Annotated in this window: 18 protein-coding genes, 1 tRNA gene, 1 other RNA gene and 1 pseudogene; 14 read left to right on the top strand and 7 right to left on the bottom strand. The window is 40.6% G+C overall.

All coding sequences use genetic code 11. The annotated features are described in order from the left end of the window. Window positions 1-13 precede the first annotated feature (13 nt). The 4 genes from EL097_RS01725 (at window position 14) to EL097_RS01710 (ending at window position 7,462) form a co-directional block, all read left to right on the top strand. Entirely contained in the window at window positions 14-844 is an 831-nt protein-coding gene (locus EL097_RS01725) for a carbohydrate ABC transporter permease (protein WP_003046330.1), read from the top strand. Window positions 845-853: 9 nt separating this feature from the next. Further along, window positions 854-3,055, top strand: a complete 2,202-nt coding sequence (locus EL097_RS01720) for an alpha-galactosidase (protein WP_003046331.1) — start codon at window positions 854-856, stop codon at window positions 3,053-3,055. A gap of 60 nt (window positions 3,056-3,115) precedes the next feature. Then, window positions 3,116-6,100 (top strand): family 16 glycosylhydrolase, encoded by a 2,985-nt coding sequence (locus EL097_RS01715; protein ID WP_141290652.1) that lies wholly within the window; start codon window positions 3,116-3,118, stop codon window positions 6,098-6,100. 330 nt (window positions 6,101-6,430) lie between these two features. Next, a complete protein-coding gene (locus tag EL097_RS01710; RefSeq protein WP_003046335.1) occupies window positions 6,431-7,462 on the top strand; it encodes an aldose epimerase family protein in 1,032 nt (343 codons plus the stop codon). A 335-nt stretch (window positions 7,463-7,797) separates the two neighbouring features. Here EL097_RS01710 and EL097_RS01705 read toward each other — a convergent pair whose 3' ends face one another. Then, complete coding sequence (locus tag EL097_RS01705) at window positions 7,798-8,796, bottom strand: LacI family DNA-binding transcriptional regulator (protein ID WP_003046337.1); 999 nt, start codon at window positions 8,794-8,796, stop codon at window positions 7,798-7,800. A 131-nt stretch (window positions 8,797-8,927) separates the two neighbouring features. Between EL097_RS01705 and EL097_RS01700 the strand changes: the two genes are divergently transcribed. The 5 genes and pseudogenes from EL097_RS01700 to EL097_RS01680 all read left to right on the top strand — a co-directional run bounded on the left by EL097_RS01700 (window position 8,928) and on the right by EL097_RS01680 (window position 13,725). Further along, window positions 8,928-10,100, top strand: a complete 1,173-nt coding sequence (locus EL097_RS01700) for a galactokinase (protein WP_099982933.1) — start codon at window positions 8,928-8,930, stop codon at window positions 10,098-10,100. 3 nt (window positions 10,101-10,103) lie between these two features. Further along, window positions 10,104-11,582: a UDP-glucose--hexose-1-phosphate uridylyltransferase gene (galT, locus tag EL097_RS01695; RefSeq protein ID WP_003046343.1), complete on the top strand. Its 1,479-nt coding sequence runs from the start codon at window positions 10,104-10,106 to the stop codon at window positions 11,580-11,582. Window positions 11,583-11,617: 35 nt separating this feature from the next. Continuing rightward, complete coding sequence (galE, locus tag EL097_RS01690; RefSeq protein WP_003046346.1) at window positions 11,618-12,613, top strand: UDP-glucose 4-epimerase GalE; 996 nt, start codon at window positions 11,618-11,620, stop codon at window positions 12,611-12,613. Between the two features lie 57 nt (window positions 12,614-12,670). Next, a pseudogene (locus EL097_RS01685) lies at window positions 12,671-12,829 on the top strand (integrase); the annotation flags it as partial. 236 nt (window positions 12,830-13,065) lie between these two features. Then, window positions 13,066-13,725 (top strand): hypothetical protein, encoded by a 660-nt coding sequence (locus tag EL097_RS01680; protein WP_003046349.1) that lies wholly within the window; start codon window positions 13,066-13,068, stop codon window positions 13,723-13,725. 237 nt (window positions 13,726-13,962) lie between these two features. Here the strand turns inward: EL097_RS01680 and EL097_RS01675 are convergent. The 6 genes from EL097_RS01675 to EL097_RS01650 form a co-directional block, all read right to left on the bottom strand. Then, window positions 13,963-14,035, bottom strand: a tRNA-Lys gene (locus tag EL097_RS01675). Beyond that, a non-coding RNA gene (gene ssrS, locus EL097_RS01670) (6S RNA) lies at window positions 14,036-14,231 on the bottom strand. It abuts the tRNA gene before it with no gap. 71 nt (window positions 14,232-14,302) lie between these two features. Next, window positions 14,303-15,589, bottom strand: coding sequence for a replication-associated recombination protein A (locus EL097_RS01665; protein WP_129544915.1), 1,287 nt, complete (start codon window positions 15,587-15,589; stop codon window positions 14,303-14,305). A 32-nt stretch (window positions 15,590-15,621) separates the two neighbouring features. Next, window positions 15,622-16,188 carry an aminodeoxychorismate/anthranilate synthase component II gene (locus EL097_RS01660; protein WP_003046357.1) on the bottom strand — a complete coding sequence of 189 codons (567 nt, stop codon included), beginning with the start codon at window positions 16,186-16,188 and terminating at the stop codon, window positions 15,622-15,624. Between the two features lie 33 nt (window positions 16,189-16,221). Further along, window positions 16,222-17,979, bottom strand: a complete 1,758-nt coding sequence (pabB, locus tag EL097_RS01655) for an aminodeoxychorismate synthase component I (RefSeq protein ID WP_003046359.1) — start codon at window positions 17,977-17,979, stop codon at window positions 16,222-16,224. 200 nt (window positions 17,980-18,179) lie between these two features. Continuing rightward, window positions 18,180-20,159, bottom strand: a complete 1,980-nt coding sequence (locus EL097_RS01650) for an amidase family protein (RefSeq protein WP_003046362.1) — start codon at window positions 20,157-20,159, stop codon at window positions 18,180-18,182. A gap of 175 nt (window positions 20,160-20,334) precedes the next feature. Between EL097_RS01650 and EL097_RS01645 the strand changes: the two genes are divergently transcribed. The 5 genes from EL097_RS01645 to EL097_RS01625 all read left to right on the top strand — a co-directional run bounded on the left by EL097_RS01645 (window position 20,335) and on the right by EL097_RS01625 (window position 26,277). Continuing rightward, on the top strand, window positions 20,335-20,805 hold the full coding sequence (locus tag EL097_RS01645) for a DUF3013 family protein (protein ID WP_003046364.1): 471 nt from the start codon (window positions 20,335-20,337) through the stop codon (window positions 20,803-20,805). A gap of 127 nt (window positions 20,806-20,932) precedes the next feature. Further along, window positions 20,933-21,886 (top strand): 50S ribosomal protein L11 methyltransferase, encoded by a 954-nt coding sequence (gene prmA / locus EL097_RS01640; RefSeq protein ID WP_003046367.1) that lies wholly within the window; start codon window positions 20,933-20,935, stop codon window positions 21,884-21,886. Beyond that, on the top strand, window positions 21,886-22,644 hold the full coding sequence (locus EL097_RS01635) for a 16S rRNA (uracil(1498)-N(3))-methyltransferase (RefSeq protein ID WP_003046370.1): 759 nt from the start codon (window positions 21,886-21,888) through the stop codon (window positions 22,642-22,644). The genes prmA and EL097_RS01635 overlap by 1 nt, the downstream gene beginning before the upstream one ends. 158 nt (window positions 22,645-22,802) lie before the next feature. Beyond that, on the top strand, window positions 22,803-23,810 hold the full coding sequence (locus EL097_RS01630; RefSeq protein WP_003046374.1) for a LacI family DNA-binding transcriptional regulator: 1,008 nt from the start codon (window positions 22,803-22,805) through the stop codon (window positions 23,808-23,810). A 280-nt stretch (window positions 23,811-24,090) separates the two neighbouring features. Beyond that, window positions 24,091-26,277, top strand: a complete 2,187-nt coding sequence (locus tag EL097_RS01625; protein WP_003046377.1) for a PTS transporter subunit IIBC — start codon at window positions 24,091-24,093, stop codon at window positions 26,275-26,277. Window positions 26,278-26,358: the final 81 nt, after the last annotated feature.

Here is a 26,358-nt window from a genome sequence, read left to right as displayed (position 1 = left end):
GGAGATGTTATCAATGAAACAAGAAAGTAAATTAGTCACTTTGGGGATTCATATTTTTCTCATCATGGTGGCTTTGGGAATGATTGTCCCTTTTATTTGGATGATATTGACATCCTTTAAAACTATCACAGAATCAACTCAAATGAATCCTTTTAGTTTTTTTCCTAAAGACTGGCAGTTTAAAAACTATACCGAAGTGATTCGTTCTAATAATTTTATAATGCTTTACTTCAATACGATTATGATGATGCTGTGGCGCATTGTGAGCTCTGTGCTATTTAGTGCTATGGCTGCTTATGCATTTGCACGCTTGGAGTTTCCAGGTCGAAATTTCCTATTTGGATTAGTTTTATTTCAGATGATGGTTCCTCCTCAGCTTTTTGTTATTCCACAGTATTTAATGATTAATGATCTGGGGCTTCGCAATTCTATTTTTGCCTTGGCCTTTCCAGGTTTGGTTTCGGCATTTGGCACTTTCTTACTAAGACAGTTCTTTGTTGGTTTACCAAAGGAACTAGAGGAGGCAGCTCAGTTAGATGGGTGCAATATTGGTCAGACCTTCTTTAAGATTATGCTACCTTTGGCTAAATCTGGTCTTATTGCTTTGGGTATTTTTACGGCTCTCTTTGCTTTTAAAGATTTACTATGGCCTTTGATTGTCAATTCTGAAGCTGATGCAGCAACCTTGTCTAGTGCTCTTTCAAAAATTCAAGGTGCTTATGCTGTGAACTATCCACAATTGATGGCAGCGAGTGTTTTAGCTATTTGGCCGATGGTTGTCATTTATGTTATTTTCCAAAAACAATTTATTCAAGGGATTGCAACATCAGGTGGAAAATTGTAGGAGGTAAAAATGGCAATTATTTTTAAGAAAAAAAGTAAAGAATTTCACATTTATAATGATAAGATTAGCTATGTTATTTGTGTTCTTCCAAATGGGCATATAGGGAATCTTTATTTTGGCAAACGATTGAGCCAACAAGATTCCTATCTTCATTTGTTGGAAGGAAGACATCGTGCGATGACTTCATATGTTTATGAAGATGATGAAAACTTTTCGTTGCAGCATACACGGCAGGAGTATGCCTGCTACGGGACCGGCGATTTTTCTCTTCCTGCCTTTGAAATTAAGCAAGCAGATGGCAGTTTGCTCTCAAATTTTGTTTTTGAAGATTATCGTATTTTTTCTGGTAAACCTACCTTAGAAGGTTTGCCAGCAACTTATGTTGAGAAGGAAAGTGAGGCGACAAGTTTAGAAATTCAGCTTATTGATAAGGTATCTGAGACAAGACTATTTCTTTTATACACCATTTATGAAAATTTAGCAGCAGTGACAAGAAGTGCTCGATTTGAGCAATTGGGACAGCAAGAGATTCGTTTGACAAGAGCTCTTAGTTTAACACTTGATTTGCCAGATAAGCATTATGATTGGTTGCATTTGGATGGTGCTTGGAGTAGAGAAAGACATCTAGTGAGGACTCCTTTAAGTCAAGGTTGTCAATCTGTTTATAGCCTTAAAGGAGCTAGTAGCTCTGAGCATAATCCATTTCTTGCTCTTTTACGTCCTCATGCAGATGAACATCAAGGAGAAGTTCTTGGTTTTTCACTGGTTTATAGTGGTAATTTCTTGGCACAAATAGATGTTACACCTTACCAACAGACAAGGGTTAGTTTAGGTATTCATCCAGAACACTTTGAGTGGCCCTTAGCTCAAGGAAATCATTTTCAAACGCCTGAAGTAGTGATAGTTTATAGTGAAGAAGGGTTGAATGGTCTTAGTCAAAGTTATCATAATCTTTATCAAAAACGTCTGGCACGAGGTTATTGGCGAGATAAGGAACGTCCAATTCTCCTCAATAATTGGGAAGCGATGACCTTTGATTTTGATGAAGAGCGGATCTTGAAATTGGCTCAGCAGGCAGCAGATGTGGGTGTGGAACTTTTTGTCATGGACGATGGTTGGTTTGGAGCTAGAGACAATGATCAAGCTGGGCTTGGAGATTGGAAGGTTAATCTGAACAAGCTTCCAAATGGATTGACAGGAGTTATTGCTAAAGTTCACGAAATGGGGATGTCCTTTGGACTTTGGATTGAACCTGAGATGGTCAATAAGGATAGTGATTTGTATCGTCAACATCCCGACTGGATTTTCCATCACCCCCATCGTAGCCAATCTCATGGTCGTCATCAATTTACTTTGGATTTATCAAGAGAAGAGGTTTTCCAAAATATTTATCAACAGCTTTATGATTTACTTTCTCAGCATGATATTGATTACATCAAATGGGATATGAATCGTTACATGACAGAGGTTTTCAGTCTAACGCAAGCTAATGATCGACAAGGAGAAATTTTCCATCGTTATATTCTCAATCTTTACCGTTTATTTGACAGATTGACTAGTCAATTTCCAAAAATACTTTTTGAATCTTGTTCCAGTGGAGGTGCTCGCTTTGATCCAGGACTTCTTTATTACGCTCCGCAAGTTTGGACGAGTGATGATTCGGATGCTATTGAGCGCTTGAAAATCCAGTATGGGACATCAATCGTTTATCCTTTATCAACTATGGGCTGTCATGTGTCTGAAGTTCCTAATCAACAGGTGAGTCGTCTGACACCTCTAGAAACGAGAGCGAATGTCGCTTATTTTGGTGCCTTTGGGTATGAATTAGACCTATCAGAGTTGACAACAACAGAACTTCATGAGGTTAAAGAGCAAATTGCATTTTACAAAAGAGCAAGGAAAACCTTCCAGTATGGACGTTTTACACGTCTCATGAGCCCTTTTGAAGACAGTTCTACGGCTTGGCAAGTTATGTCCGAAAGCCAGGAAGAGTTGTTTGTCGGTTTTTACCGTAGCCTTATTATGGCAAACGAAGGTAATCAGCGTCTTTATTTAAAAGATTTGGACGAAACAGCAACTTATCAAGTTAATAATCAAGCGGTCTACTCTGGGTCAAGCTTGATGTATGCTGGGCTACCAATTGCATCGGAAGACTTTCCAACTGGGCTAAAGGATTTTGCATCTATTTTGTATCGTATTCAAAAATTGTAAACAGTCATTATGACGTTTTAAAGTGATTTTAGAGGAGGAGTTATGAGATTATTTTTTATCATGAAAGAAAAACGACATTTTTCTCTTCGGAAATTGGCTATTGGTGTTTGTTCAGTTTGCTTAGGTGTCAGCTTAGCCTCTCATTCAGTTAAGGCAGAAGAAGCAACTGTCACTGAAACACCGACAACAGAATTGTTATCGGGTCAAACACCGTCAGCTGCTTTAGCTTCTGAAATAAAGAGTTCCTCTATGGGTCAATCCGCCGACAAACAGATTGAGAGTTCCGAGGATTCAAACCTTGCTTTGCTTACAGAGACGAAAGAAGAGACAGAAACAACTAAATTAGTTAATGTGGTAAAGGGAAAAACACCGACTAGTAATAGTACTACAATGATTACATATGAACTGTCAACAATTCCTTCCGTCCAGATTGAAAATCCTAAACAGGCGACAGATGGTAGTAAAAATAGTGGATCAACTGATAAAAGTAATACCAAAATTTTAGCTGGTCAAGAAACTGGTGGCAAAGATAATGGTTATTCGAGCTGGCAACCTGTCTATTTGCAGTATGATTTTGGAGATGTTAAGCCTGTGGAGCGTATTGCTATTTATCGTAATACTTATAGTGATGCTATATCAACTTTTAAAAAAGTTAAAGTTGAACTATCAACTGAAGCAGATTTTAGTAAAAATAGTCAGGTCATTTTTGAAGAGGCGGATTTTGTTGAAACAGTAGGGACAAAGGGTCAACCTCAAATCATTGAGTTGTTAAAGACTGTTAATGCTCGCTATATCCGTATTTGGGGACAGGGACATTATATTCAAAATACCAATAGTAGTTGGGCAGGTTATAGTAGCGCTCTTCGCTTTAATGAGGTTGAAGTTTTGGCACGTGTCAAGGACGATGGTAGTCAAAATAATAATACCACCTTAGTTAATCTAGCTGCTCTCAAGCAACCTTATGTTTACGGGCTAGATCCGACTAATCTTGAAGCAATTAATGATGGCAAATTTGATGAAAATTATGCTTATCACAATACCAGAGGAGCGTCTTATCTTCAGTATGAATTCAAACGTTCTTACAATATCAAGGAGATTCGATTTAAATTAAAACCAGGTCTCTACTCTGATATTGCTGTTAGTTTTGACAATACCCCGTCACCAAATGATGGTTATGAGTCTATTTATAAGGAAGAGAATAAAACGATTGATAGTGGCGATATTATCACCGTCTCAGTTCCAGAAGATGCTCAGTCTCAGTATGTTCGTTTTTCAGCATGTCGAGCAGACAGGGAACCTGTTGGTTATTCTGAAATTGAAATTCTAGGAACAGGTGATAGTTATGATGAAAGTCGTCCAGATTATGTAGAACCTAATTCTAAGTTTAACAAACTTGTTTGGTCTGATGAGTTTAATGGTGACACGATAGATGAAAGCAAATGGCAAATTATTGATGGGATGGTCAATCACGCTGCCATTTATAACCGTGGTGCAGTTAGCATTAAGAAAGATGCAGACAAGAGTTATCTTTCAATCCGTAGCCAAAATTATGCTTCTACAGATGAGCTTATTAAGGCTGTTGGTATTGACAGATATGATGATAAAAAGTTAGCAAGTAAAATTACCTGGTCATCTGGTCGTGTTGAATCCAAAGACAAGTATTCCTTCCAGTACGGTCGTATGGCGGTTCGAGCCAAGGTTAACGATTCACAGGGAATTTGGCCGGCCATTTGGATGTTAGCACAAGATGAAACTGGTCATGATGAGATTGATGTCTTAGAGTTTCTGGGGCAAACGCCATGGGAGGCATGGACGACCAACCATTATGGTATTTTAGCAAAAAACAAAGCATCTCATGGTGTCCCCATTGAATATTATGAAGCTTGGAGCCAAGCTTTCCACGTTTATGAGGTGGAGTGGACACCAGAATCGATAAAGTGGTTTATTGATGGAGAATATGTATTTGGTAGTGATCGCGGACGTGATGATGGACGTGATGGTATGCATAGTCGTCCAATGTTTCCAATTCTTGAGACACAAGTCGGTGATGGATGGGTTGGCAATGTAGACTATGACAAAAATAAAACAAAGCAAAACAGTGAGTACCTGATTGACTGGATACGTGTTTACCAAGAGGATAATCAAGATCAAGTTTACTTTGATAATCTTGACAAAGAAGCGCCAAGTGGTGACTACTATATTCAACCAACACACTATGTGGGACAATTGACGGCAGTTTCAGACGGTAAGGAAGATTTTGAAAATAAAAATCATTTCTATTACGGCGGTCAGCCACGCTATGAAACCAGTCGCTTATTTGCCAGTGATGATAATCAAGAAAATGCACTGATTTATAAGATTGATCACCCAAGTGCTGTTCATTTAACCACTTATTATAAAACTTTGAGCGATTACAAGGTTTACAATGCCGCTGCTTGGGCAAATGAAGGACAATCAATTCGTGCACATTTGCTTGGAGATGATACCATTGATTTTAAAGTCTATTTATCAGCAGATGGTAATAAATGGACAGAAACAGGACTATCGGTGGTTGATAATTTTGTAGAGGCTACACCAGCCTATGCAAGGACCAACTTTGATGCGCGTGATTTGGCAGAAGGAACTCACTTTGTTAAAATTGTTTTTCCGAAGGTCTCTGGGAGACAGTACCGCTTAGCAAATCAGAGTCTTCAAGAGGTAATAGCAAGTGATGTGCAACTAGCTAAGGTTACTTTTACAGCACCTAAGCAGGTTAAGCCAAATCAAGTTGAACAGGTCTTAATAGATGACAAAGTAGTGAATTCTAACCTGAGATTGACAGAAGCTCTTCCTAATGCCCAACCACTGTCAACTAGTGCACCAGAAAAAGTGACTAAAAGTAAAGGTTTTCTCCAGGAAAAGGAGATACTGGTCATGGAAGAAAAGACAGGGAAGAATGCTGCTAGGACTTTACCAAAAACGGGTGACTCATCAACTGCTTGGTTAAGTTTAGCTGGACTAGTAGCACTACTGTCTACTGTTAGTTTCTTCAAAAAGAAAGAATAATTATCAGTTGTTCTCTTTTGACAAAGAAAGATTCTCTTGCCTTTATCAAGGTTTAAACAAATCTCTAAATTAAGGTTGTTATGGGCTATGCTTTTCTTAGGCATTATCCATCTATCCACTGTAAATAGTGAGGAACAGTAATAGGATAAAAGAAACACAGACGCTGCTTTATTTCAAAGTTCTTCATGACGAGCTGTCTGGATAAGGTATTGAAAAAACAGCTAAATTCAGCTGTTAGATTAGGGGTTAAGATGATTGTGTCACAAGTTGGTTTTATAGGTGACAGTTATGTAATGTTAGATCGCTACTCCAAGCATAGGAGGAAAGTTAATGAAGATATTAGAACAAATCATTGAAAAAATTGGACAAGAAGAAGTCATACAAATAACGTTAATGAATGATTTTGGCGTTAAAGTGGAATGTTTAACATTTGGAGCCACATGGCAATCTTTTAAGGTGCCAGATGGTGCAAATGAGAAAAATATTGTTTTAGGCCATCAATTGGTAAGTGATTATTTGATAGATCCTCTTTGCGCGGGTCAATCTATTGGGCGTGTTGCAGGTCGTATTGGAGGAGCTACTTTTCGTTTGAATAATCAGTCTTTCACCGTTGAAGCTAATGAAAAGGGAAACTGCTTACATGGTGGGTCAAAGGGTTTTCATAAACGAAATTGGCATTATCGAACGAACCTATCTGCTGAAGCAGCTAGTGTTACATTTTTGATGGGTTGTAAGGAAAGTGATGATCTATTTCCTGGTGATATGGATGTTTGTATTACTTATACCTTAACCAATGCTAATCAACTTGATATTGTATTTGAAGGCAACAATGCTAGTAAGCTAGGTTTATTTAACCCAACAAATCATGTGTATTTTAATTTAAGTGATCGCCAGGACTTAACAACACACTCCTTGCAAGTGGCAAGTGATGACTATCTGGAAACTGACGGGGACCTTATTCCTACAGGAAGGTTTCTTGATGTTAGTGGCAGGCCTCATGACTTTAGAGAAAAGAAGGCATTATGGCCAGCAGTTATCGCAAATGATGGTTTTGACACAGCGTTTCGCATTCGTCCAGATGCTCATAAAAATGGCCTGCCAATTGCTGTTTTAAGGGATGAGGAAAGTAATACTCAACTGTCAATTTTTTCAGACCGCAATGCCCTTGTCATCTACACAATGGATGACATTCCTTCAAATCTGTTTTTTGAAAGGGATCGTGGCCAAACAGCTTTGCCAAGAGAAGCGATCGCAATGGAAGCACAAACTTTGCCAGATGCGATTAATCATGCGGAATTTGGTGATATTACCATTTTGCCAAATGAGAAAAAGACCTATCGTATTTCTTACCACTACAACTAGAAAAGCAAATAGTAACTGAAGCAAACAGATTTATAAAAAGTGTGACATGCTATATTTGATTGAACATGTCATGCTTTTTCTGTATATATTCTAGAAGTTTCTAGCCGGTGTAGCTGCTCATATTTTTTGGGATAATGCAATACTTTAAAGGGACATCTTGATTAAAAAGTGAAAAAGTATGAGACAAAAGTTTAAACCTAATTGAAAAAAGGAACAAGCATAGGAACTAAGAGTTTGAAACCTACCTTTATTCATTTTAATGATTAATGTCTAAGTTAATAGGTGTCGATATTATCGTTTTTCTGAAATGGAATTCTTTTTGTCTCAAGCTCTTTCTATAAACTACTTTCTCGTAGAGTTAATGTCGTCGCTATTCGCGTCATACTAGCGATGGTTTCAGGTGCAATTAACTGTCTGTTTAACACGTCTACAGCTGTGCGTCCCATTTCTTCTGTATAAACAGTAATACTAGAGAGCGCTGGGTAGACCTGTTTGGCAAGCGATGTGTCATTAAAAGAAACTAAGCTAACTCTTTGAGGGACAGCAATACCAGCTTCCTGGAGTGCTTTGAGGGCTCCGATTGCTAGGGTATCATTTGCTACAAAAAAAGCTTTTGGAAGATTATTTCCCAATTCATCAATGGCTTTTTTCATTAAAAAATAGCCAGATTGAGCAGAAAATTCACCAATAAAGATTGTCTTTGGCGTGTAGATACCATGTTCGTAAGCATAGTTACGAAAGGTTCTAAATCTTTGATCGACAATAGTTTCTAAGCCATCAGTTGTCTTTTCTTCCCCAGCAATCATACCAATAGGAGTGAGTTTTTTGTCAATAAAATAGTCAAGAACTTTAATGACAGAATGGTCAAAATCAGTGGTGACACAAGGGTGTCCACTCGTTAGCGTATCGCTATCGACAAAGACCAGATTTTCAGTTAATTCTTCAAGACATTGAATTTGTCTTTGGCTAAACTTTCCTATAGCAATAATGCCGACTAGGTCATTAGGCAAGGCATCTAAATGACAATCAAAGCAGCGGATGACATCATAACTTAAATCTTGAGCACGTTTTTCAATCCCAATCCGGATAGTGTAATAATATAAATCATTCAGTTCTTCTTGTTCACTATACCATTGGACGATGGCTACTTTTTGCTTGACTCTTGTGGTATTTGTGATTTTTTTGTGCTTTTTATAGTCAAGATCATCAGCTATGGTTAAAATTTTGTGTCTCGTAGTCTCTGTGACTGATAGACTTTCATCATGGTTTAGAACTCTAGAAACAGTTGCTTGAGAAACGCCGGCTAATGTTGCAATATCTTTCAGTGTAGCCATAATAATTTCCTTTCTGTATTGATTTTATTATAACATTTTTAGTAATTTATAGGTAAAATTTAAGTAAAAATATTGAAAAACTTTTCTTTGGTTTCTATAATAGAAGTATCAATAGCTAAAGGAGTTTCATAATGAACGAAAAAGAACTCAGTCAAGCTTTTCAAACAATTTTTGAAGAGCAAGCAGATGCGACTTTTTTCTCACCTGGTCGTATTAATTTAATTGGTGAACATACGGATTATAATGGTGGACACGTTTTTCCGGCAGCGATTACACTGGGAACTTATGGGGCAGCTAAAAAACGTAATGATCAAAAACTACGCTTTTACTCAGCAAATTTTAAAGAAGTTGGGATTATTGAAGTATCTTTGGACGATTTGGCGTTTAAAAAGGAAGACTCATGGGCCAACTATCCTAAAGGAGTTATTAGTTTTATAAAGAAAGCAGGCCATGTGATAGATAAGGGATTTGATCTTTATGTCTATGGAAATATTCCAAATGGCTCCGGCTTATCATCGTCATCTTCTCTAGAAATGTTAGTGGGTATTGTCGCTGAGGAATTATTTGAACTAAAGCTTGAACGGCTAGATTTGGTCAAAATTGGGAAACAAACAGAGAATGATTATATTGGTGTTAATTCCGGTATAATGGATCAATTTGCCATTGGTATGGGTGCTGAAAACCGAGCTATTTATCTGGACACTAATACCTTGTCGTATGACCTGGTACCACTTGATCTTGGCGAGCATGTGATTGTTATTATGAATACGAACAAGCGTCGAGAGTTGGTAGATTCAAAGTATAATGAGCGTAGAGCTGAGTGTGAGAAAGCTGTCGAGGAATTAAATGTTTTGCTTAACATTAAAACTCTTGGTGAACTCGATGAAGCTGGCTTTGATGAATTTGCCTATTTGATTAAAGATAGTAAACGTATCAAACGTGCCCGTCACGCAGTTTTAGAAAACCAACGAACTTTAAAAGCCAGAAAAGCTCTAGAAGCTGGTAAATTAGAGCAGTTTGGTCGCTTAATGAATGCTTCTCATGTATCTCTTGAGCATGACTATGAGGTTACGGGAATTGAGCTTGATACACTAGTTCATACTGCTTGGGCACAAGAAGGGGTTTTAGGGGCACGTATGACAGGAGCAGGTTTTGGTGGCTGTGGTATTGCCATTGTCGCAAAGAATAAGGTTGATACTTTTAAGGCAAATGTTGGTCAGGTCTACACAGAAACTATAGGGTATGCACCAGATTTTTATATTGCCGAAATTGCTTCTGGCTCACGTGTGCTTTCAAGGAAATAAAAGATGGTCGGTTTAGTTGAAGCCTTTGTCACCAAGGTAATTGAAAATAGTGACTATAGCATTATTGATAGCATGTATCTTCGTAACCGCATCTTAGCACTTGTCGGTGAAACTAATGCCAATCAAGAGGTAAGTAACGACAATCTCATTGAATTAAAAGAGCTTTTGGTAGATTTGGCAGTTGCAAATGGCAAGATTGGTTCTCTAATAGAAGAAAAAGATTGCTTAGGGGCAGAGTTAATGAATTTTATAACTCCTATTCCGAGTGTGGTTAATCAAAGGTTCTGGGACACTTATGAAAAATCTCCTCAACAGGCGATCTCGGACTTTTATAATCTTAATCGAACAAACGACTACATTAAAGTAGCTGCCGTTGCAAAAAATATAGCTTTTTCAGCCCCATCACCTTATGGGGATTTGGAAATTACTATTAATTTATCTAAGCCTGAAAAAGACCCCAAAGCTATCGCAGCTGCCAAAAAACTTAAGCAATCCAGTTATCCAAAATGCCAACTTTGCATGGAAAATGAAGGATATTATGGCCGACTCAACCACCCAGCAAGAACTAACCATCGCATTATTCGTATGTCTTTGGGTTCTGAGATATGGGGCTTTCAATATTCTCCTTATGCCTATTTTAATGAACATTGCATTTTTCTCAATACCCAACATATACCCATGAGGATTTGTCAAACAACATTTGCTCAATTGCTTGATATTGTCGACACTTTTCCAGGCTATTTTGCTGGTTCAAATGCTGATCTTCCTATTGTTGGTGGCTCTATCTTGACACATAATCATTATCAAGGAGGACGACACACTTTCCCAATGGAAAAAGCCTTAATTAGTGATTCTTTTAAGATTGAAGGGTTTGAGAATGTGAGTGTCGGTATATTAAAGTGGCCTCTGTCAGTTATTCGGTTAACTGGTCTTGTTAAGTTAGACTTGGTAGCTTTAGCTGAGCATATTCGCTTGATTTGGCGAGACTATTCAGATGAAACAGTTGACATATTAGCTTATTCAGATAATATATCGCATCATACCGTGACACCAATAGCAAGGAAACGTAATGGTTTTTATGAATTAGATCTTGTTTTACGTGATAATCATACGTCAACAGAGCATCCAGATGGGGTTTATCATCCACATGCCGATGTACAACACATAAAAAAAGAAAATATAGGCTTGATTGAAGTAATGGGCTTGGCTATTTTACCATCTCGTTTAAAAGATGAATTAATGGAAATTGAAGCCTATTTGTTGGGACAAGAAAATAACATTGCGCCATACCATAAGGAATGGGCAGAGCAAATCAAGCAAAAACACACAGTAATAAGGGAAGATACTGTTCACGACCTTGTTTTTCAGGCAGTTGGACAAACGTTTGCTCGGGTCTTAGAAGACGCCGGTGTATACAAACAAACACCAGAGGGACAGAAGGCGTTTAAGCGTTTTGTAATGAGCTTGGGTGTTATACAATAGAATTTAAGGCATGTGATTCAAAGAAAGGAAGAGAAATGGCAATTTTAGTGCTTGGTGGGGCTGGTTACATTGGCTCACATATGGTTGATCGTCTGATAAAAAAAGGAAATGAAGCGGTGATTGTAGTGGACAATTTAGTAACTGGACATCGTGCAGCTTTGCATCCAGATTCTACTTTTTATCAAGGAGATTTGGCGGATCAGGATTTTATGCGCCAAGTTTTTAAGGCACATCCTGATATTGATGCTGTTATTCATTTTGCGGCCTATTCTTTAGTTGGCGAATCCATGCAGGAACCCTTAAAATACTTCGACAATAATACAGTAGGCATGATTAAACTCTTAGAAGTCATGAAAGAATGTGGTGTCAACTATATCGTTTTTTCATCAACCGCTGCAACTTATGGTATTCCAAAAGAAATTCCAATCAAAGAAACAGCAGAACAAAACCCGATAAACCCGTATGGTGAAAGTAAATTGATGATGGAGACTATCATGAAATGGTCAGATAAAGCTTATGGCATCAAGTTTGTAGCTTTGCGCTATTTCAATGTTGCTGGGGGCAAGCCAGATGGTAGCCTTGGAGAAGATCATAACCCCGAAACACATTTGTTACCAATTATTCTTCAAGTGGCACAAGGGGTGAGAGATAAGTTGATGATTTTTGGAGATGACTATCAGACTCCTGATGGCACAAATATTCGTGATTATGTGCATCCTTTTGACCTAGCAGATGCACACATGCTAGCAGTTGAATATTTAAGAGCTGGGAATGACTCAACCGCCTTTAATTTGGGATCTGCTACCGGTTTTTCAAACCTTGAACTATTAGAAGCTGCCCGAAAGGTCACTGGAAGAGAAATTCCAGCCCAAATAGTAGCTCGTAGACCGGGAGACCCGGATACTTTGATAGCCTCATCTGACAAAGCCAGACAATTACTGGGGTGGAAACCACAATTTGACAATATTGAAACCATTATTGAGACAGCATGGGCTTGGCATTCCAGCCATCCCAATGGCTATGATGACTGAAAATAAAAGGAAGAGGCTAAATAATTGGGTCATGATATGTACCCAGAATCCTGGACACATACTTATGGAAGTTATTTATGGCATAAAAATATTGATTTAGGTGTCATTGCTCAAGTATTAGGACATAAAGGCATCACTATGTTAGTAGAAGTTTATGGTCATACTTTAAATGAAAAAATTCAACAAAAATTTGAAGAAATAAAGCATTTTTTGTAAAATCTAAACAAATTAAGGGAGTGGGAAAGAACTCATAGCAATCAACAAAGAGTTCGTTTTCCCACCCCCGCACAGTTGATTAGGCTATCTTTGAAGATTGAAAAGCGAACAAAGCTGCCAATCAGCCACTGCGTTTTGCAATTCTAGCTTAAATAAAATTAGGAATTGGACTTTTTGCCCAGCTCCTTTTTATATGGGTTGTATTTGAAAATATTCATATTAAATTATCAATTTTAGTGATAAAATATAATAAAAACAACAAGTTATCAAGAAGGAGATTTACAAGGACAAACATATCACCTGAATTAATTTCTCTAGGTGCTAGCTTAGGAGAATTAGCAATTAAAAGTACTGTTAGTGCCATTACTCAAAAAATTAAAACCGTAAAAACTTCAAAGGATATTAATGAAGTAAGAAAAGTATATGATGAAGTGGTATCTGAATTAATAAATGAAAGACAGGAAGCAATTAGAATAGCTCAATCATATCAGTCTGAGTTAGAAAGAGTTCAGATTAGTGATGAAGATATAGATCATTTACATAATACTGTAAATAGGATAATCGAAATTATATCAAAAGCACAAACTAATTCTATTAACCCAAATGACAAAGAAGCTTTAAAATCAGCTTCTGAACAAATAGCCTCGTATAATCAATTTAAAGAATTAATAGATGTCGATACATTGAAAACAATGCAACTTTTAGGGTTTAACTATAAAGAAGCTATTGGAGAACCACTTACTTTAATGATGAAAAATTTTATATTGAGTAAGATGATCTCTCCGAACAATGATGTAAAGGATATTTTAACACCAGAAATGGTTGAAGTGTTAAAAAGCAAAGTTGCTTATGAAAATTTTTTCAAACTAATTGAAAAAAATAATAACCAAAACTAGGTATTTTTTAAGTTTAGAAGAGTTGATTATTTGCAGTATTTTTTATCTAATTACCCATTATCCAAAAATATATTAATTAAGTTTCTATTTAATAGGTTAACAAGTCTTTAGGCGTAATTAAGATGAATAAACTAATCAAAAATTGAGGCATTAAACATTTTTTGTGAAATTGTAACAAATTTATTTTAAACAAGCAAAAAAGCCCTGTAAATAAGGCTTTTTTTCGTTTTTGCACCATGCCCCCTACAGGGCTCGAACCTGTGACCCATAGATTAAGAGTCTACTGCTCTACCAACTGAGCTAAGGAGGCAAGAATGCTGTATTGGCACCGGTGATCCACTTTTTGTATTGAGCCCGCGCAACATAAGCAGGTGGGTAACGTGCTCTTTCTTGGAAGTTGCGTCCGCGTGAAACGGCTTGCAGACTAGAAAGAGTCTTTGTTTCCCTAAAATACAAAGAAATAGTCGGTCAACACTTAGATGTGGATTCGTATGCCACAGCAATGTTTCTGTACTTTTATAATACCACTTTTTAAAATTTTTTCAAGTCTTAAAGTATAAAAATGGAATCGCTTGCCTTATCTGCCTTCGAATGATTTGCTAGAAAGCTTGTCAATACGCTCTTTATTGGCACCGAGGGCACGTTCATATTTTCCTGTTTCGTTGGGGGAAAAATACTGTTTGCCAACTAATTTATCTGGTAGGTATTGTTGTTTGACCCATTTTTCTGGATAGGCATGTGGGTAAAGGTAATCTTTGGCATTGCCAAGGTCTTTGCTGCCAGCATAGTGCCCATCTCTCAAATGTCTTGGAATGGGAAGGTTTCCTGATGTTCTCAGATCGCTAAGGGCAGCATCCATTGCTAGATAAGCTGAGTTGGATTTTGGAGACAAGGCCAAATCAATGACCACGTTGGCAATTAGAATGCGTGCTTCGGGGAAACCAATTTTCTGGGCGGCATCGAGTGCGGTGACGGTATGGACTTGGGCATTGGGATTAGCCAGTCCAACGTCTTCATAAGCAATCACTATCAATCGTCTGGCAAGGCTTGGTAAATCCCCTGCTTCCACTAATCGCGCGGCATAGTGAAGGCTGGCATTGACATCGGAGCCGCGAATCGCTTTTTGGAGGGCAGATAAAACATCATAATGCCCGTCACCATCTTTATCCATAGTAATATAGCTGCGCTGCAAGGAATTTTCAACGGTGTCTAAGGTGATGTGTCGTTTCCCGTCGTTATCTGGCTTTGTGGACATAACTGCCAAATCCAGAGAGTGATAAGCTGAGCGTAAATCCCCATTAGTGGCGGTTGCGATAAAATCAAGAGCATCTTCGTCTAGGGCTACCTCAAAGGCGAAGCCTCTGTCTTTATCGGTAATGGCAGTTTGAAGGGCACGCTTGATATTCTCGTTGGAGAGAGGTTCCAGTTCAAAAATCTGAACTCGGCTTCTGATAGCGGGTGTCACTGAAAAGAAGGGATTCTCAGTGGTTGCGCCAATCATGATAATGGTCCCATTTTCCAGTAAGGGAAGCAAGAAGTCTTGCTTGGTTTTGTCAAGGCGATGAATCTCGTCTAGTAGCAACACCAAGCTTCCTGAAAATTTAGCTTCTTCAGCAATTTCTTGGAGACGTTTTTTGCTGTCAACGGTGGCATTAAAGGTCCGAAAGGCATATTTGGTAGTACCTGCAATAGCGCTAGCAATGGAAGTTTTACCAATTCCTGGAGGGCCATAGAGAATCATGGACGATAGCCTATTGGCTTCCACCATGCGACGGATGATTTTGCCTTCGCCAACAAGATGTTCTTGTCCGATGACCTCTGAAATGGTTTTGGGGCGCATGCGGAGCGCTAAATGATCGGGCATGTAACTGTCCTCCTTTCCTTTTGATGATATGATTAACGGGAAATGGCTGCGATGAAGTTGGCAATCATGGTCATGCCATCAGGGGTACCGATGCTTTCTGGGTGGAATTGTAGCCCAAAAAGTGGCAGGGTGCGGTGTTCAAATGCCATGATTTCCTGATCGTCACAGTCTCTAGCGGTCACGATAAAGTCTTTGGGCAACTGATCCACAACGATAGAATGGTAACGCATGACGGTGACCTGTTTTGGGAGGGAGCAAAAGAGACTGGTAGGACCTTGTGTTTCAATGGTACTTTGCCTGCCATGCATGACACGTTTGGCCAAGCGTAAGGTGCCCCCTAGGGTTTCAGCGATAGCTTGGTGTCCCAGACACACCCCTAAGATAGGTTTTGTTTGGTAAAAGTCTTGAATGAGCTTTGGCATTTGGTTAGCTTCTTTTGGCCAACCAGGGCCAGGTGAAAAGACTAGAGCATCAGCTTTTTTGGCCATGTCATATAAGTTTGGGTCTTGGTTATACAAGACAATCGTCTCGTCAAATTCGCTTAAATATTGGGCGAGGTTGTAGGTAAATGAGTCGTAATTATCAATTAAGAGTATCATAGGTTCCTTAATAACAAAAAGTTAGGTGCTAGTTTAGTCTTGACTGTTGGCTAAGAGGGTATTAAGGTGAGTAAGCTCAAGGTTGAGAGGATAGAGGCCACGGACAGCATTTCCTCCAAAAATAGCGGTGGCCTCTTTTAAATCAGCTAATGTTAACCATTTTTCCTGAGCTTGGCCGCTAGCTAGCAGTTCTTGGCGGAACAGGCCTGGTAAAATCCCTGCAGCTACTGGTGGTGTGTAGAGGGTCTGTCCCAACTGGACAAAGAGATTACCAATGGAAGTTTCCAATAAGTACCCAGCTTGGTTATAGAACACCTGTTCATAAGGTTTTGGGTCAATATGAGGCCTATAACTGGTCTTAAAGTAGGTAAAAGGCGAAGCTGTCACGTCCTTGTCCTGTAAGCGGAGTTGAGCTGTCAGAAAATCAGCTGACAAAGGTTCCAAAAGTTGATCAGAGAGACTGACCTTTCCATCCTTGGATAAACGAATCGTCAAGCGGTAGGCAGCATCGTCTTTATCTTCTAAGTAGATTGCCAGTTGTTTCTGCAAAGCTTTCTCATCGTAAGGGTAGGCAAAATAAGTGGCTGCTTCTTTAAGCCGATTGAGGTGGTGCTCAAAGAAGGTCAGTTTTTTCTGCTCCACCTTGGCGGTTGTTTTGAGGTCAAAGATTTGTTTGTGGCGATAGAGAAAGGCTGTTTTTTGATGCACTTCCTCGTATTCGTCTTCCCACTTGCTTTGCCAAGTGATGCCCCCGCCCACACCGTAAGTAGCTTGGTTATGACTGAGCTGGATGGTTCTAATGGGAACATTGAAGAGACGGCGACCGTCTGGTAGGCAAATGCCGATAGTTCCACAATAAATTCCCCTTGGTTTTGACTCCAGAGATTTGATAATCGCCATGGTGGAGACCTTTGGTGCCCCTGTGATAGAGCCACAAGGAAAGAGAGCTGTGAGAATGTCTATCAGATCACAGTCCGCTTTGAGGTCACCAACAATGGTTGAGGTCATTTGCCAGACGGTAGAGTATTGTTCAACCTCACAGAGCTTGTCAACACGAACACTGCCTGTTTGGCAAATTTTCCCCATGTCATTGCGGAGCAAATCAACAATCATCATGTTTTCGGAACGATTTTTCCCGTCAGCTTGGAGCCAATCATGTTCTTGGTGATCCAGCCAGCTATTAACCCCGCGCTTGGTAGTGCCTTTCATAGGTTTTGTAGTTAACTGATTGCCTGCTTGTTTGAAAAATAATTCGGGACTGGCCGAGATAAGGGCAACATCATCATGGGCAATATAAGCATTGTAGCCAGCAGCCTGTTCAACGACGAGTTTATTGTAAATGGCTAAGCTGTCAGCTGCATTGAGTTTCTGGGTTAATTGAATGGTGTAGTTGACCTGATAAGTATTGCCCTGCCGCATTTCCTGCTGGATGGTTTCAATAGCTTTTTGATAAGCCTCTTTTTGAGTGAGGCTAGCCCACTGATTAGGGATAGTGATACTATCATAATCAAGAGGCAGGTTTTCTTGGCGACAATCTTTGTGCACAGTAAAATAGGCAAGGTACTCTTTGCCTAGTCTTCTATCATGTGTTTGTAAGGCTTTGTCAAAAAAGGTAGCCGCCTCGTAACTAAGGTACCCCACCACGTAGTAGCCCAGTTCTTGGTAGTGCTGAACCTGTTGAATGACTGGGCCAACCTGATCTAAGGTCTTGGCTACCAACTCTAGCAAGGGGTCTTCAAACAAGAAGCGGTATCCGAGCTCCTTGAAATCAATAATGGTTTTTCTATGCATACCCCAATTATATCATAAAAGCGTTTGCTCAAGCTAATAAGTCCAAACAGAAATTGGCTGTTGGCATGCAAAAGGACTGAACCTGTCTTAAGAAAAATTCAGTCCTGTTTGTTGCTGCGATGGCAATGCCAGTTCTAGTGAATCTAATGGCAGTGTAGACTTTATTAACGTTGACTGAGGAGTTTCAGTCCTCCAGTATCCTAGATTTTCTCCTTGTTTCCCCTGAAGTTACCTGCTAAGAGTAGACTACCAAGGAATAAGCTAACATAGCTAGTCATTAATAGACCACCTTGTTGGTTGTCACCAGTCTGAGGAAGGCTATTGTATTTGGTGTAATGGTTAGGTTGGCTGACAAAACTCTTGGTGTGATAATGGACTGCAATAGGCTGTTTCTTGTCTCTTTTGTCCTTGTTATTTGGAGATTTCTGTTTAACTGGGGCAACTGGCAATCCTTTTTGTCTAGCCGTCAGGATATGGAACCGATTAGCTTTTTCAAAGAGGTCACCCAGTTGCAACAAGAGACTGTCGTTATGAGCTCCGCTATTCACTAAAATCCCGAGAGGTAGACCACTTGCCGTCACATGGGTTGGTAAAGACAAGGATGGTGTTCCTGTCAGGTTAGCAAGTTGGGTAAAAGGTGTCAACGTCCAAGCTGGTAGCCACTGCCGATAGATAAGGTCTAGTTTTTCTTCTTTGCTCAGGCCTGACATGTCACTGAGCTGTGCCACTAGGTCTTTAGGAATATGGTGGTAATCAGCAGCAGGAGCAGGATAGGCTGTTGTCGGTGTCAAGAAGATGGGGTATTTTTGGTAGAACTGGTTTAATTGGTTGGTCATGGTTGCGATACCTTCCCAGGCCTTGTTGACATCTTCTTTGGTCAAGTCCTTGCCAGTTTGGTAGAGCGCCCACGATAAGAGTTCGACATCATCTTTTTGAAGCGGGTGTTTCAAGGTTTGTTGTGCCATAACATTGATGGACGGCGCCACAGAAGCAGCGATGGTGTAATAATACTGCATCATGATTTTACCATCAACGGGGTAAGGAACCTCAACGGTTTGATAACCTTGTTCCTCTAAGAAAGCCACAGCTTCTTTGACCGCCGCAATAGCTTCCTTGCTAATAGGGGTTCCGGCTGGTGTTTGGGTGGTGTAAGCGATGGGAATGCTTTGGTCTAAACGCTTATGATTTTGTTGCGCTTTAGCCTTGTCTTTTAAGAGAAATTGGAAGAGTCTTCTGGTGTCTTCCATGCTCTTAGTGAGGGCAAAATGACTAACATTGCTACGTTCAGAAGTCGGATTTCCCTCTAAAATACCACGCGTTGGGTGTAAACCAATCAAGCCGCTCCAAGAAGCTGGAATGCGAGTCGAGCCGCCACCGTCAGAAGCACTGGCTAGGCTGACTTGACCAGAGGCCACAGCGGCTGCTGAACCACCAGAGGAACCGCCAGGGTTTTGCTCAAGTTTCCATGGGTTATGCGTGTTACCGTAGAGGTTAGAGTTGGTAACGTTGATCCAGCCCATTTCTGGGAAAGATGATTGCCCCACCACAATAAAACCAGCCTTTTGAAGTTGCTTGACAAAGGCGCTGGTAGATGAGCTGGTTTTGTCTTTCAAAAAGGCAAGGCCGTTGGTGTTACTGCTTCCAGCAATGGTGTGTCCTAACCCTTTAACCAGAATAGGTACTTTGTAAAAGGGTTGCCCTTGGTCAATCATTTGTTCGCTTTCTTGTCGAGCCAATGGTTCACGCAGAGAAATCACATTGTTGAGGTCGGGATCCGTCTCTTTGATGGTTTCTAAGGCAAAGTCTAGTAGTTGTTGACCTGTGACCCGTTGCTGGCGAGTCCATTTGGCTAATTGGCTAGCGCTAGCTGACTTATAGTCTTCTAGGGTAATGGGAGGTAGTTCTGAGGAAATAGTTGTTGGAGGAGAAGCTACTGTTGGTGCGACTAGGGGAACTTGATCAGTAGTTGAGATTGTGACTGTCGGCTCAGCAGCTATAGCTGTTTTAGCTGATGGGGTTGTGGCTTGGCTAGTGTCAACTTGAGCCATTGGCGGCTGATGATCGGCCCTGCTCTCATCAGCATAAGCAGTCATAGCTCCAGCTTGTAGGCTGGCAGTTACTAATAACAAGGTCAGAAGCACTTGCCTTGTTTGAGAAGGGTAGCGTTTAGCATATCTCATTCTTTTTCTCCTAACATCATAATCATTTATTAGTTTAACATAATGAGAGAAAAGGAAGCTGTAAAACGCTTACTAAAATGACAGGCGGTTTTACTGGGCAGTATTAGCCAGTGAAAGTTAGGTCAAATTATGCTACAATGGAAACAACTAACAGATGGGAAAAAGGACTAAAAAGATGGCAAAATATGGCTTTTTATCAGTATTAGAAGAAGAAATGGACAAGCATTTTCAGTATGACTATGCCATGGATTGGGACAAGAAAAATCATGCGGTTGAGGTAACTTTTATTTTAGAAGCTCAAAATAAAAAGGCTATCGAAACCATTGACGACAATGGGGAAGTGACCCAAGATGACATTGTCTTTGAGGACTATGTACTCTTTTACAACCCTGCCAAGTCTCAATTTGATGCAGCAGATTATTTGGTAACCATTCCTTTTGATGCTAAAAAGGGCTTCTCTCGTGAATTCTTAGCTTACTTTGCGCAAGTTCTCAACGATGTGGCTATTGAGGGGCACAGCGATTTAATGGATTTCTTAGCTGATGACAGCAAGGTTGATTTCAGCTTGGAATGGAACGCGCAAGCTTTTGAAGAAGGTCAACAAGGACTAGAAGAGGGGACACACTACCCTTATCCGAGGTACTAAGATGAAACACGTCAGAAGGTGCTAGGACTAAGATGTTAAGAGACATTTCCTAGAAGGCAACTCGCTTTAGAAATCACACCCTAAGCAGAGACTGAAAGAAATTGTTAAAAGGAGAAAGGACATAACTATGGAAACATGGCAGGAAGTAACGGTTCATGTGCATCGTGATGCGCAAGAGGCTGTTTCAAATTTGTTAATTGAAACAGGCAGTCAAGGGGTCGCTATCACAGATAGCGCAGACTATATTGGTCAGGAAGATCGCTTTGGGGAGTTGTACCCAGATGTGGAGCAGTCGGACATGATAGCTATCACAGCCTATTACCCAAGTAGCACTAATATGGCAGATGTGAGGGTGACTATTAATGAACAGTTGGCGAAGTTGGCTAGCTTTGGGTTACAGGTTGGTCAGGTTACCGTGGACAGTCAGGAATTGGCTGAAGAAGACTGGGCAGACAATTGGAAAACATACTATGAGCCAGCTCGCATCACGCATGATCTAACCATTGTCCCTAGTTGGACGGATTATGAAGCTTCTGCTGGGGAAAAGGTTATTAAGTTAGACCCAGGCATGGCATTTGGGACAGGAACACATCCCACAACTAAGATGAGCCTCTTTGCCTTGGAACAGGTCCTTCGTGGTGGTGAGACAGTCATCGATGTAGGGACTGGTTCAGGTGTCCTCTCGATTGCGAGTTCCTTGCTGGGGGCTAAAACCATCTACGCTTATGACTTAGATGACGTGGCTGTTCGAGTGGCCCAAGAAAATATTGATTTGAACCAAGGAACAGACAACATTCATGTGGCTGCTGGCGACCTCTTAAAAGGCGTTGAGCAAGAGGCAGATGTGATTGTGGCTAACATTTTAGCAGATATTTTAGTGTTATTGACTGACGATGCCTATCGCTTGGTCAAAAAGGAAGGTTATCTGATCTTATCAGGTATCATTTCAGAGAAGCTGGACATGGTTTTGGAGGCTGCCTTTAGCGTAGGTTTTTTCCTAGAAACGCACATGATACAAGGGGAGTGGAATGCCCTTATTTTCAAAAAAACAGATGATATATCAGGAGTGATTGGCGGTTAATGCAACAGTATTTTATCAAAGGCAAAGCAGAAAAACAGGTAACGATTACCGATAAAGATACCATCAAGCACATGTTTCAGGTCATGCGCTTGACTGACGAGGCAGAATTAGTCTTGGTATTTGATGACGGGGTGAAGTATTTGGCCAAAGTGACCAATAGCATTTCTCATGAGTTAGAGATTATAGAGACCTTGCCAGATCAAGTTGAATTGCCTGTTGAGGTGACCATCGCTTCAGGTTTTCCCAAAGGAGATAAGTTAGACACGATTGCCCAGAAAGTGACTGAGTTGGGAGCTGATGCACTGTGGGGCTACCCAGCAGACTGGTCGGTGGTCAAATGGGATGGCAAAAAATTAGCTAAAAAAGAAGACAAACTGGCTAAAATTGTTTTAGGAGCTGCTGAGCAGAGCAAACGAAATAAGGTGCCAGAGGTGCGTCTTTTTGAACAAAAAGTAGAGTTTTTAAAAGCCTTGCCTGACTTTGACCATATGTTTGTTGCGTACGAAGAAACAGCTAAGGCAGGTCAGCTAGCGACCCTGGCACGTGAATTAAAAGACGTTAAGTCAGGGGCAAAAATCCTTTTTATCTTTGGACCAGAAGGGGGGATTTCCCCAAATGAAATGGCCCATTTTGAGGCAGCAGGTGCTATTAAGGTAGGCTTGGGTCCTCGCATTATGCGAACAGAAACCGCCCCGCTATATGCCTTGAGTGCTATCAGTTATGCCTTAGAACTACAAGTGGCATCTGATAAAGACTAGTACCGCTTGCTTGTTTTTTATTGGCTACAGTTTATTTTGAAAGATAAAGTAACCACAAAAGTGACAGACGAGTTAACAGTTCTTCAATTAGGGAAAAGAGTTGACAGGCCTTGGGAAAATGACTATGCTAGTAAAAAAGACCATTGAGGGAGGCAATCTTGGTTACCATTAAAGATGTTGCGAAGTTAGCAGGCGTGTCACCTTCAACCGCTTCGCGTGCCATCAATGACAATCACATGATTAGTCAGGCAACAAAAGACCGCGTGAGAAAAGCCATGGAAGCATTGGATTATTCACCCAATTATTCCGCACAAAATTTGGTCAAGCGGCAGTCTAATGCTGTTGGGATTATTTTGCCAGTGCGCGTGAGCCAAGATTCTCTGGGGAACAATCCCTTTTTCATGCAAATTATCCAAGGCATCGCAGGTGTCTGTACCGATAATGGCTATATGGTCAGTCTAGCGACTGGTCGCAGTGATGACGAGTTATTGACAAATGTCCAAAACATGATTCGTAGTGGGCATATTGGCAAACTGATTTTCCTTTATTCCAAAACAGATGACAAGGTCTTTGACTTTGTCAAAAAACAGAGGGTTGACTGTGTCGTGGTCGGGCAGTCTTACGTGACTGATAATGGCAATGCCAAATTTGTGAATAATGACAATCGTCAAGCTGGCTATGATGCGACAGCTTTCCTGTTGGAGCGTGGGTTTAAGCAAATCACTTATGTCTACACAGACATGGATGAATTGGTGCAAGCTGAGCGCTATATTGGTTATGCCAAAAAGATGACCTCTCAAGGCTTGACTGCTCAAACCCTTAACGTGACTACAGAAAGAGGAGAGGCTATTGAGTCACAGGTTCAAACCTTTTTGACCAAGCACCCTCAAACAGCCTTTGTGACCTGTGATGATATGTTGGCTATCCATCTGCAACGCATGGTCAAACAGACTCTAGGCAACCGACAGCTTCCTCTTATCAGCTTTAATAATTCTGTTTTAGCCGAATTAGCCAATCCTTCGTTGACATCGGTAGAAATCTTCCCCTATCAACTGGGAGAAAAGGCGGCAGAATTAGTGCTAGCCATTAGCTCAGACCAATCAGTTGTCCACTTGATTCCTCATCAGATCATAGAAAGAGAGTCAACCCAGTTGACAATGTCATAATCTCATAAGAACCTTTGGTATGCCGTGACGGAATGCCAAGGCTTTTTTTTGTTTTCTCCCATCTTTTTTTCATGTAGGAAAAACATTGGTCTCATTTTTAGAAAAATAGTAACAATATTTTTTAGAAAACGCTTTACAAATAACCTAAAGGCGAGTATAATAAGTTTATCGAACAACGCAAACGTTTGCATAAATCATTTGCAAATCCATTCCCTTATTTAGAAAAGGTGCTGATAAAAGCAATCTTGCCATAAATGAGGTCTTATAAAGGAGAGGTAGAATGAAAACATCATTCAAACAACTGTTTAGTTTTGAATTTTGGCAAAAATTCGGTAAGTGCTTAATGGTGGTTATCGCTGTTATGCCAGCGGCTGGGTTAATGGTTAGTATCGGAAATTCAATCCCAATACTTAACCAGAATTCTCAAGCCTTAGCCACCATTGGGAACGTCATTGCTCAGATTGGCTGGGGGGTTATTGGAAACCTTCACTTGTTGTTTGCCCTTGCCATTGGTGGTAGCTGGGCTAAAGAAAGAGCCGGTGGTGCCTTTGCATCTGGTCTTGCCTTTGTCTTAATCAATCGCATCACAGGTGCTATTTATGGCATCAACGCAGCTATGCTGGCAGACCCAGAAGCCAAGGTGAGGAGCTTTTTAGGCACCGAAATGGTGGTTAAAAATTATTTCACTAGCGTTTTAGAATCGCCAGCCCTTAATACGGGTGTCTTTGTAGGAATCATTGCTGGTTTTGTTGGGGCAACAGCTTATAACAAATATTATAACTACCGTCAATTACCAGATGTTCTTGCCTTCTTTAATGGAAAGCGCTTTGTGCCATTTGTGGTTATTCTTCGCTCTGCTATTGTTGCCTTGTTATTGGCAACAGTTTGGCCAGTTATTCAATCTGGTATCAATGGCTTTGGAATGTGGATTGCTTCTTCGCAAGACTCAGCTCCAATTCTAGCCCCATTCTTATATGGAACCTTGGAACGTCTTTTGTTGCCATTTGGTCTTCACCACATGTTGACCATTCCAATGAACTACACAGCCCTTGGTGGGACTTACGAGGTAATGACAGGTGCAGCTGCGGGAACAAAAGTATTTGGACAAGACCCACTATGGCTTGCTTGGGTGACTGACCTTGTTCACCTTAAAGGATCAGACGCTTCAGCTTACCATCAGTTAATGGACAGTGTGACCCCAGCTCGTTTCAAAGTCGGGCAAATGATTGGTGCCACAGGGACCTTGATGGGGGTTGCCTTAGCCATGTATCGTAATGTGGACGCTGATAAGAAACACAAATACAAAATGATGTTCATTTCAGCAGCGGCAGCCGTATTCTTAACAGGGGTAACAGAGCCTCTTGAGTACATGTTTATGTTTGCAGCGATGCCACTTTACATTGTCTATGCCCTTGTTCAAGGTGCTTCGTTTGCTATGGCTGACCTTGTTCACCTTCGTGTTCACTCATTTGGCAATATTGAACTACTAACACGTACCCCAATGGCTCTCAAAGCCGGTCTAGCGATGGATTTGATTAACTTTGTTTGGGTATCTGTTCTCTTTGCAGTCATCATGTACGTTATTGCAGATATGATGATTAAGAAAATGAACCTGGCAACAGCAGGTCGTTTAGGTAACTACGATGCAGATATGTTAGAAGATGGCAAGACAACATCAACTACTACTCAAGTGGCAGATAGCAAGGCTCAAGTCGTGCAAATCGTTAATCTCCTTGGTGGGCGCGATAATATTGATGATGTTGATGCTTGCATGACGCGCTTGCGAGTAAGCGTAAAAGACCCAGCTAAGGTTGGTGTTGAGGATGACTGGAAAAAAGCTGGCGCTATGGGTCTCATTACCAAAGGCAGTGGCGTACAGGCTGTTTATGGGCCTAAAGCAGATATTCTAAAATCAGATATTCAAGACTTGCTTGATTCAGGTGCCATTATTCCAGAAATCAATATGGCCAGTCTGGCTGACACACCTACTCATGCCAAAGATTTTAAACAAGTGACAGAAGAAGTGCGATCAGTAGCAGACGGGACGGTTCTCCCAATCACAGGTGTGAAAGACCAAGTCTTCGCGGCTAAGATGATGGGTGATGGGTTTGCGGTTGAGCCAACTAATGGCAATATTTATGCACCCGTTTCAGGTCTTGTGACCAGTGTCTTCCCAACCAAACATGCCTTTGGCTTGCTCACAGATAATGGTCTTGAAGTGCTTGTCCACGTGGGTCTTGACACCGTAGCTTTGAATGGCGTGCCATTCTCAGTAAAAGTTGCAGAAGGACAACGTGTTCATGCAGGTGACCTGTTAGTAGTAGCAGATCTGGCTGCTATTAAATCCGCAGAGCATGAAACAACTATTGTTGTCGCCTTTACCAACACGGCAGAGATCAAAGATGTGACCTTGACCTCTGTAGGCGATCAACCTGCTAAGAGTTTGGTGGCAACTGTAGAACTTTAACAAAGAATCACAAGAGAGTGATAGGTCCAAGCCATATCTGGTTTGGGAACTATGACTCTTCTTGTCTTATAAAGGAGAACT

It is taken from the genome of Streptococcus canis (genome assembly GCF_900636575.1).
Lineage (GTDB): Bacteria > Bacillota > Bacilli > Lactobacillales > Streptococcaceae > Streptococcus > Streptococcus canis.
The sequence above is the reverse complement of the archived record's forward strand: the minus strand, read 5'-3'. Positions and strand labels throughout refer to the sequence as shown.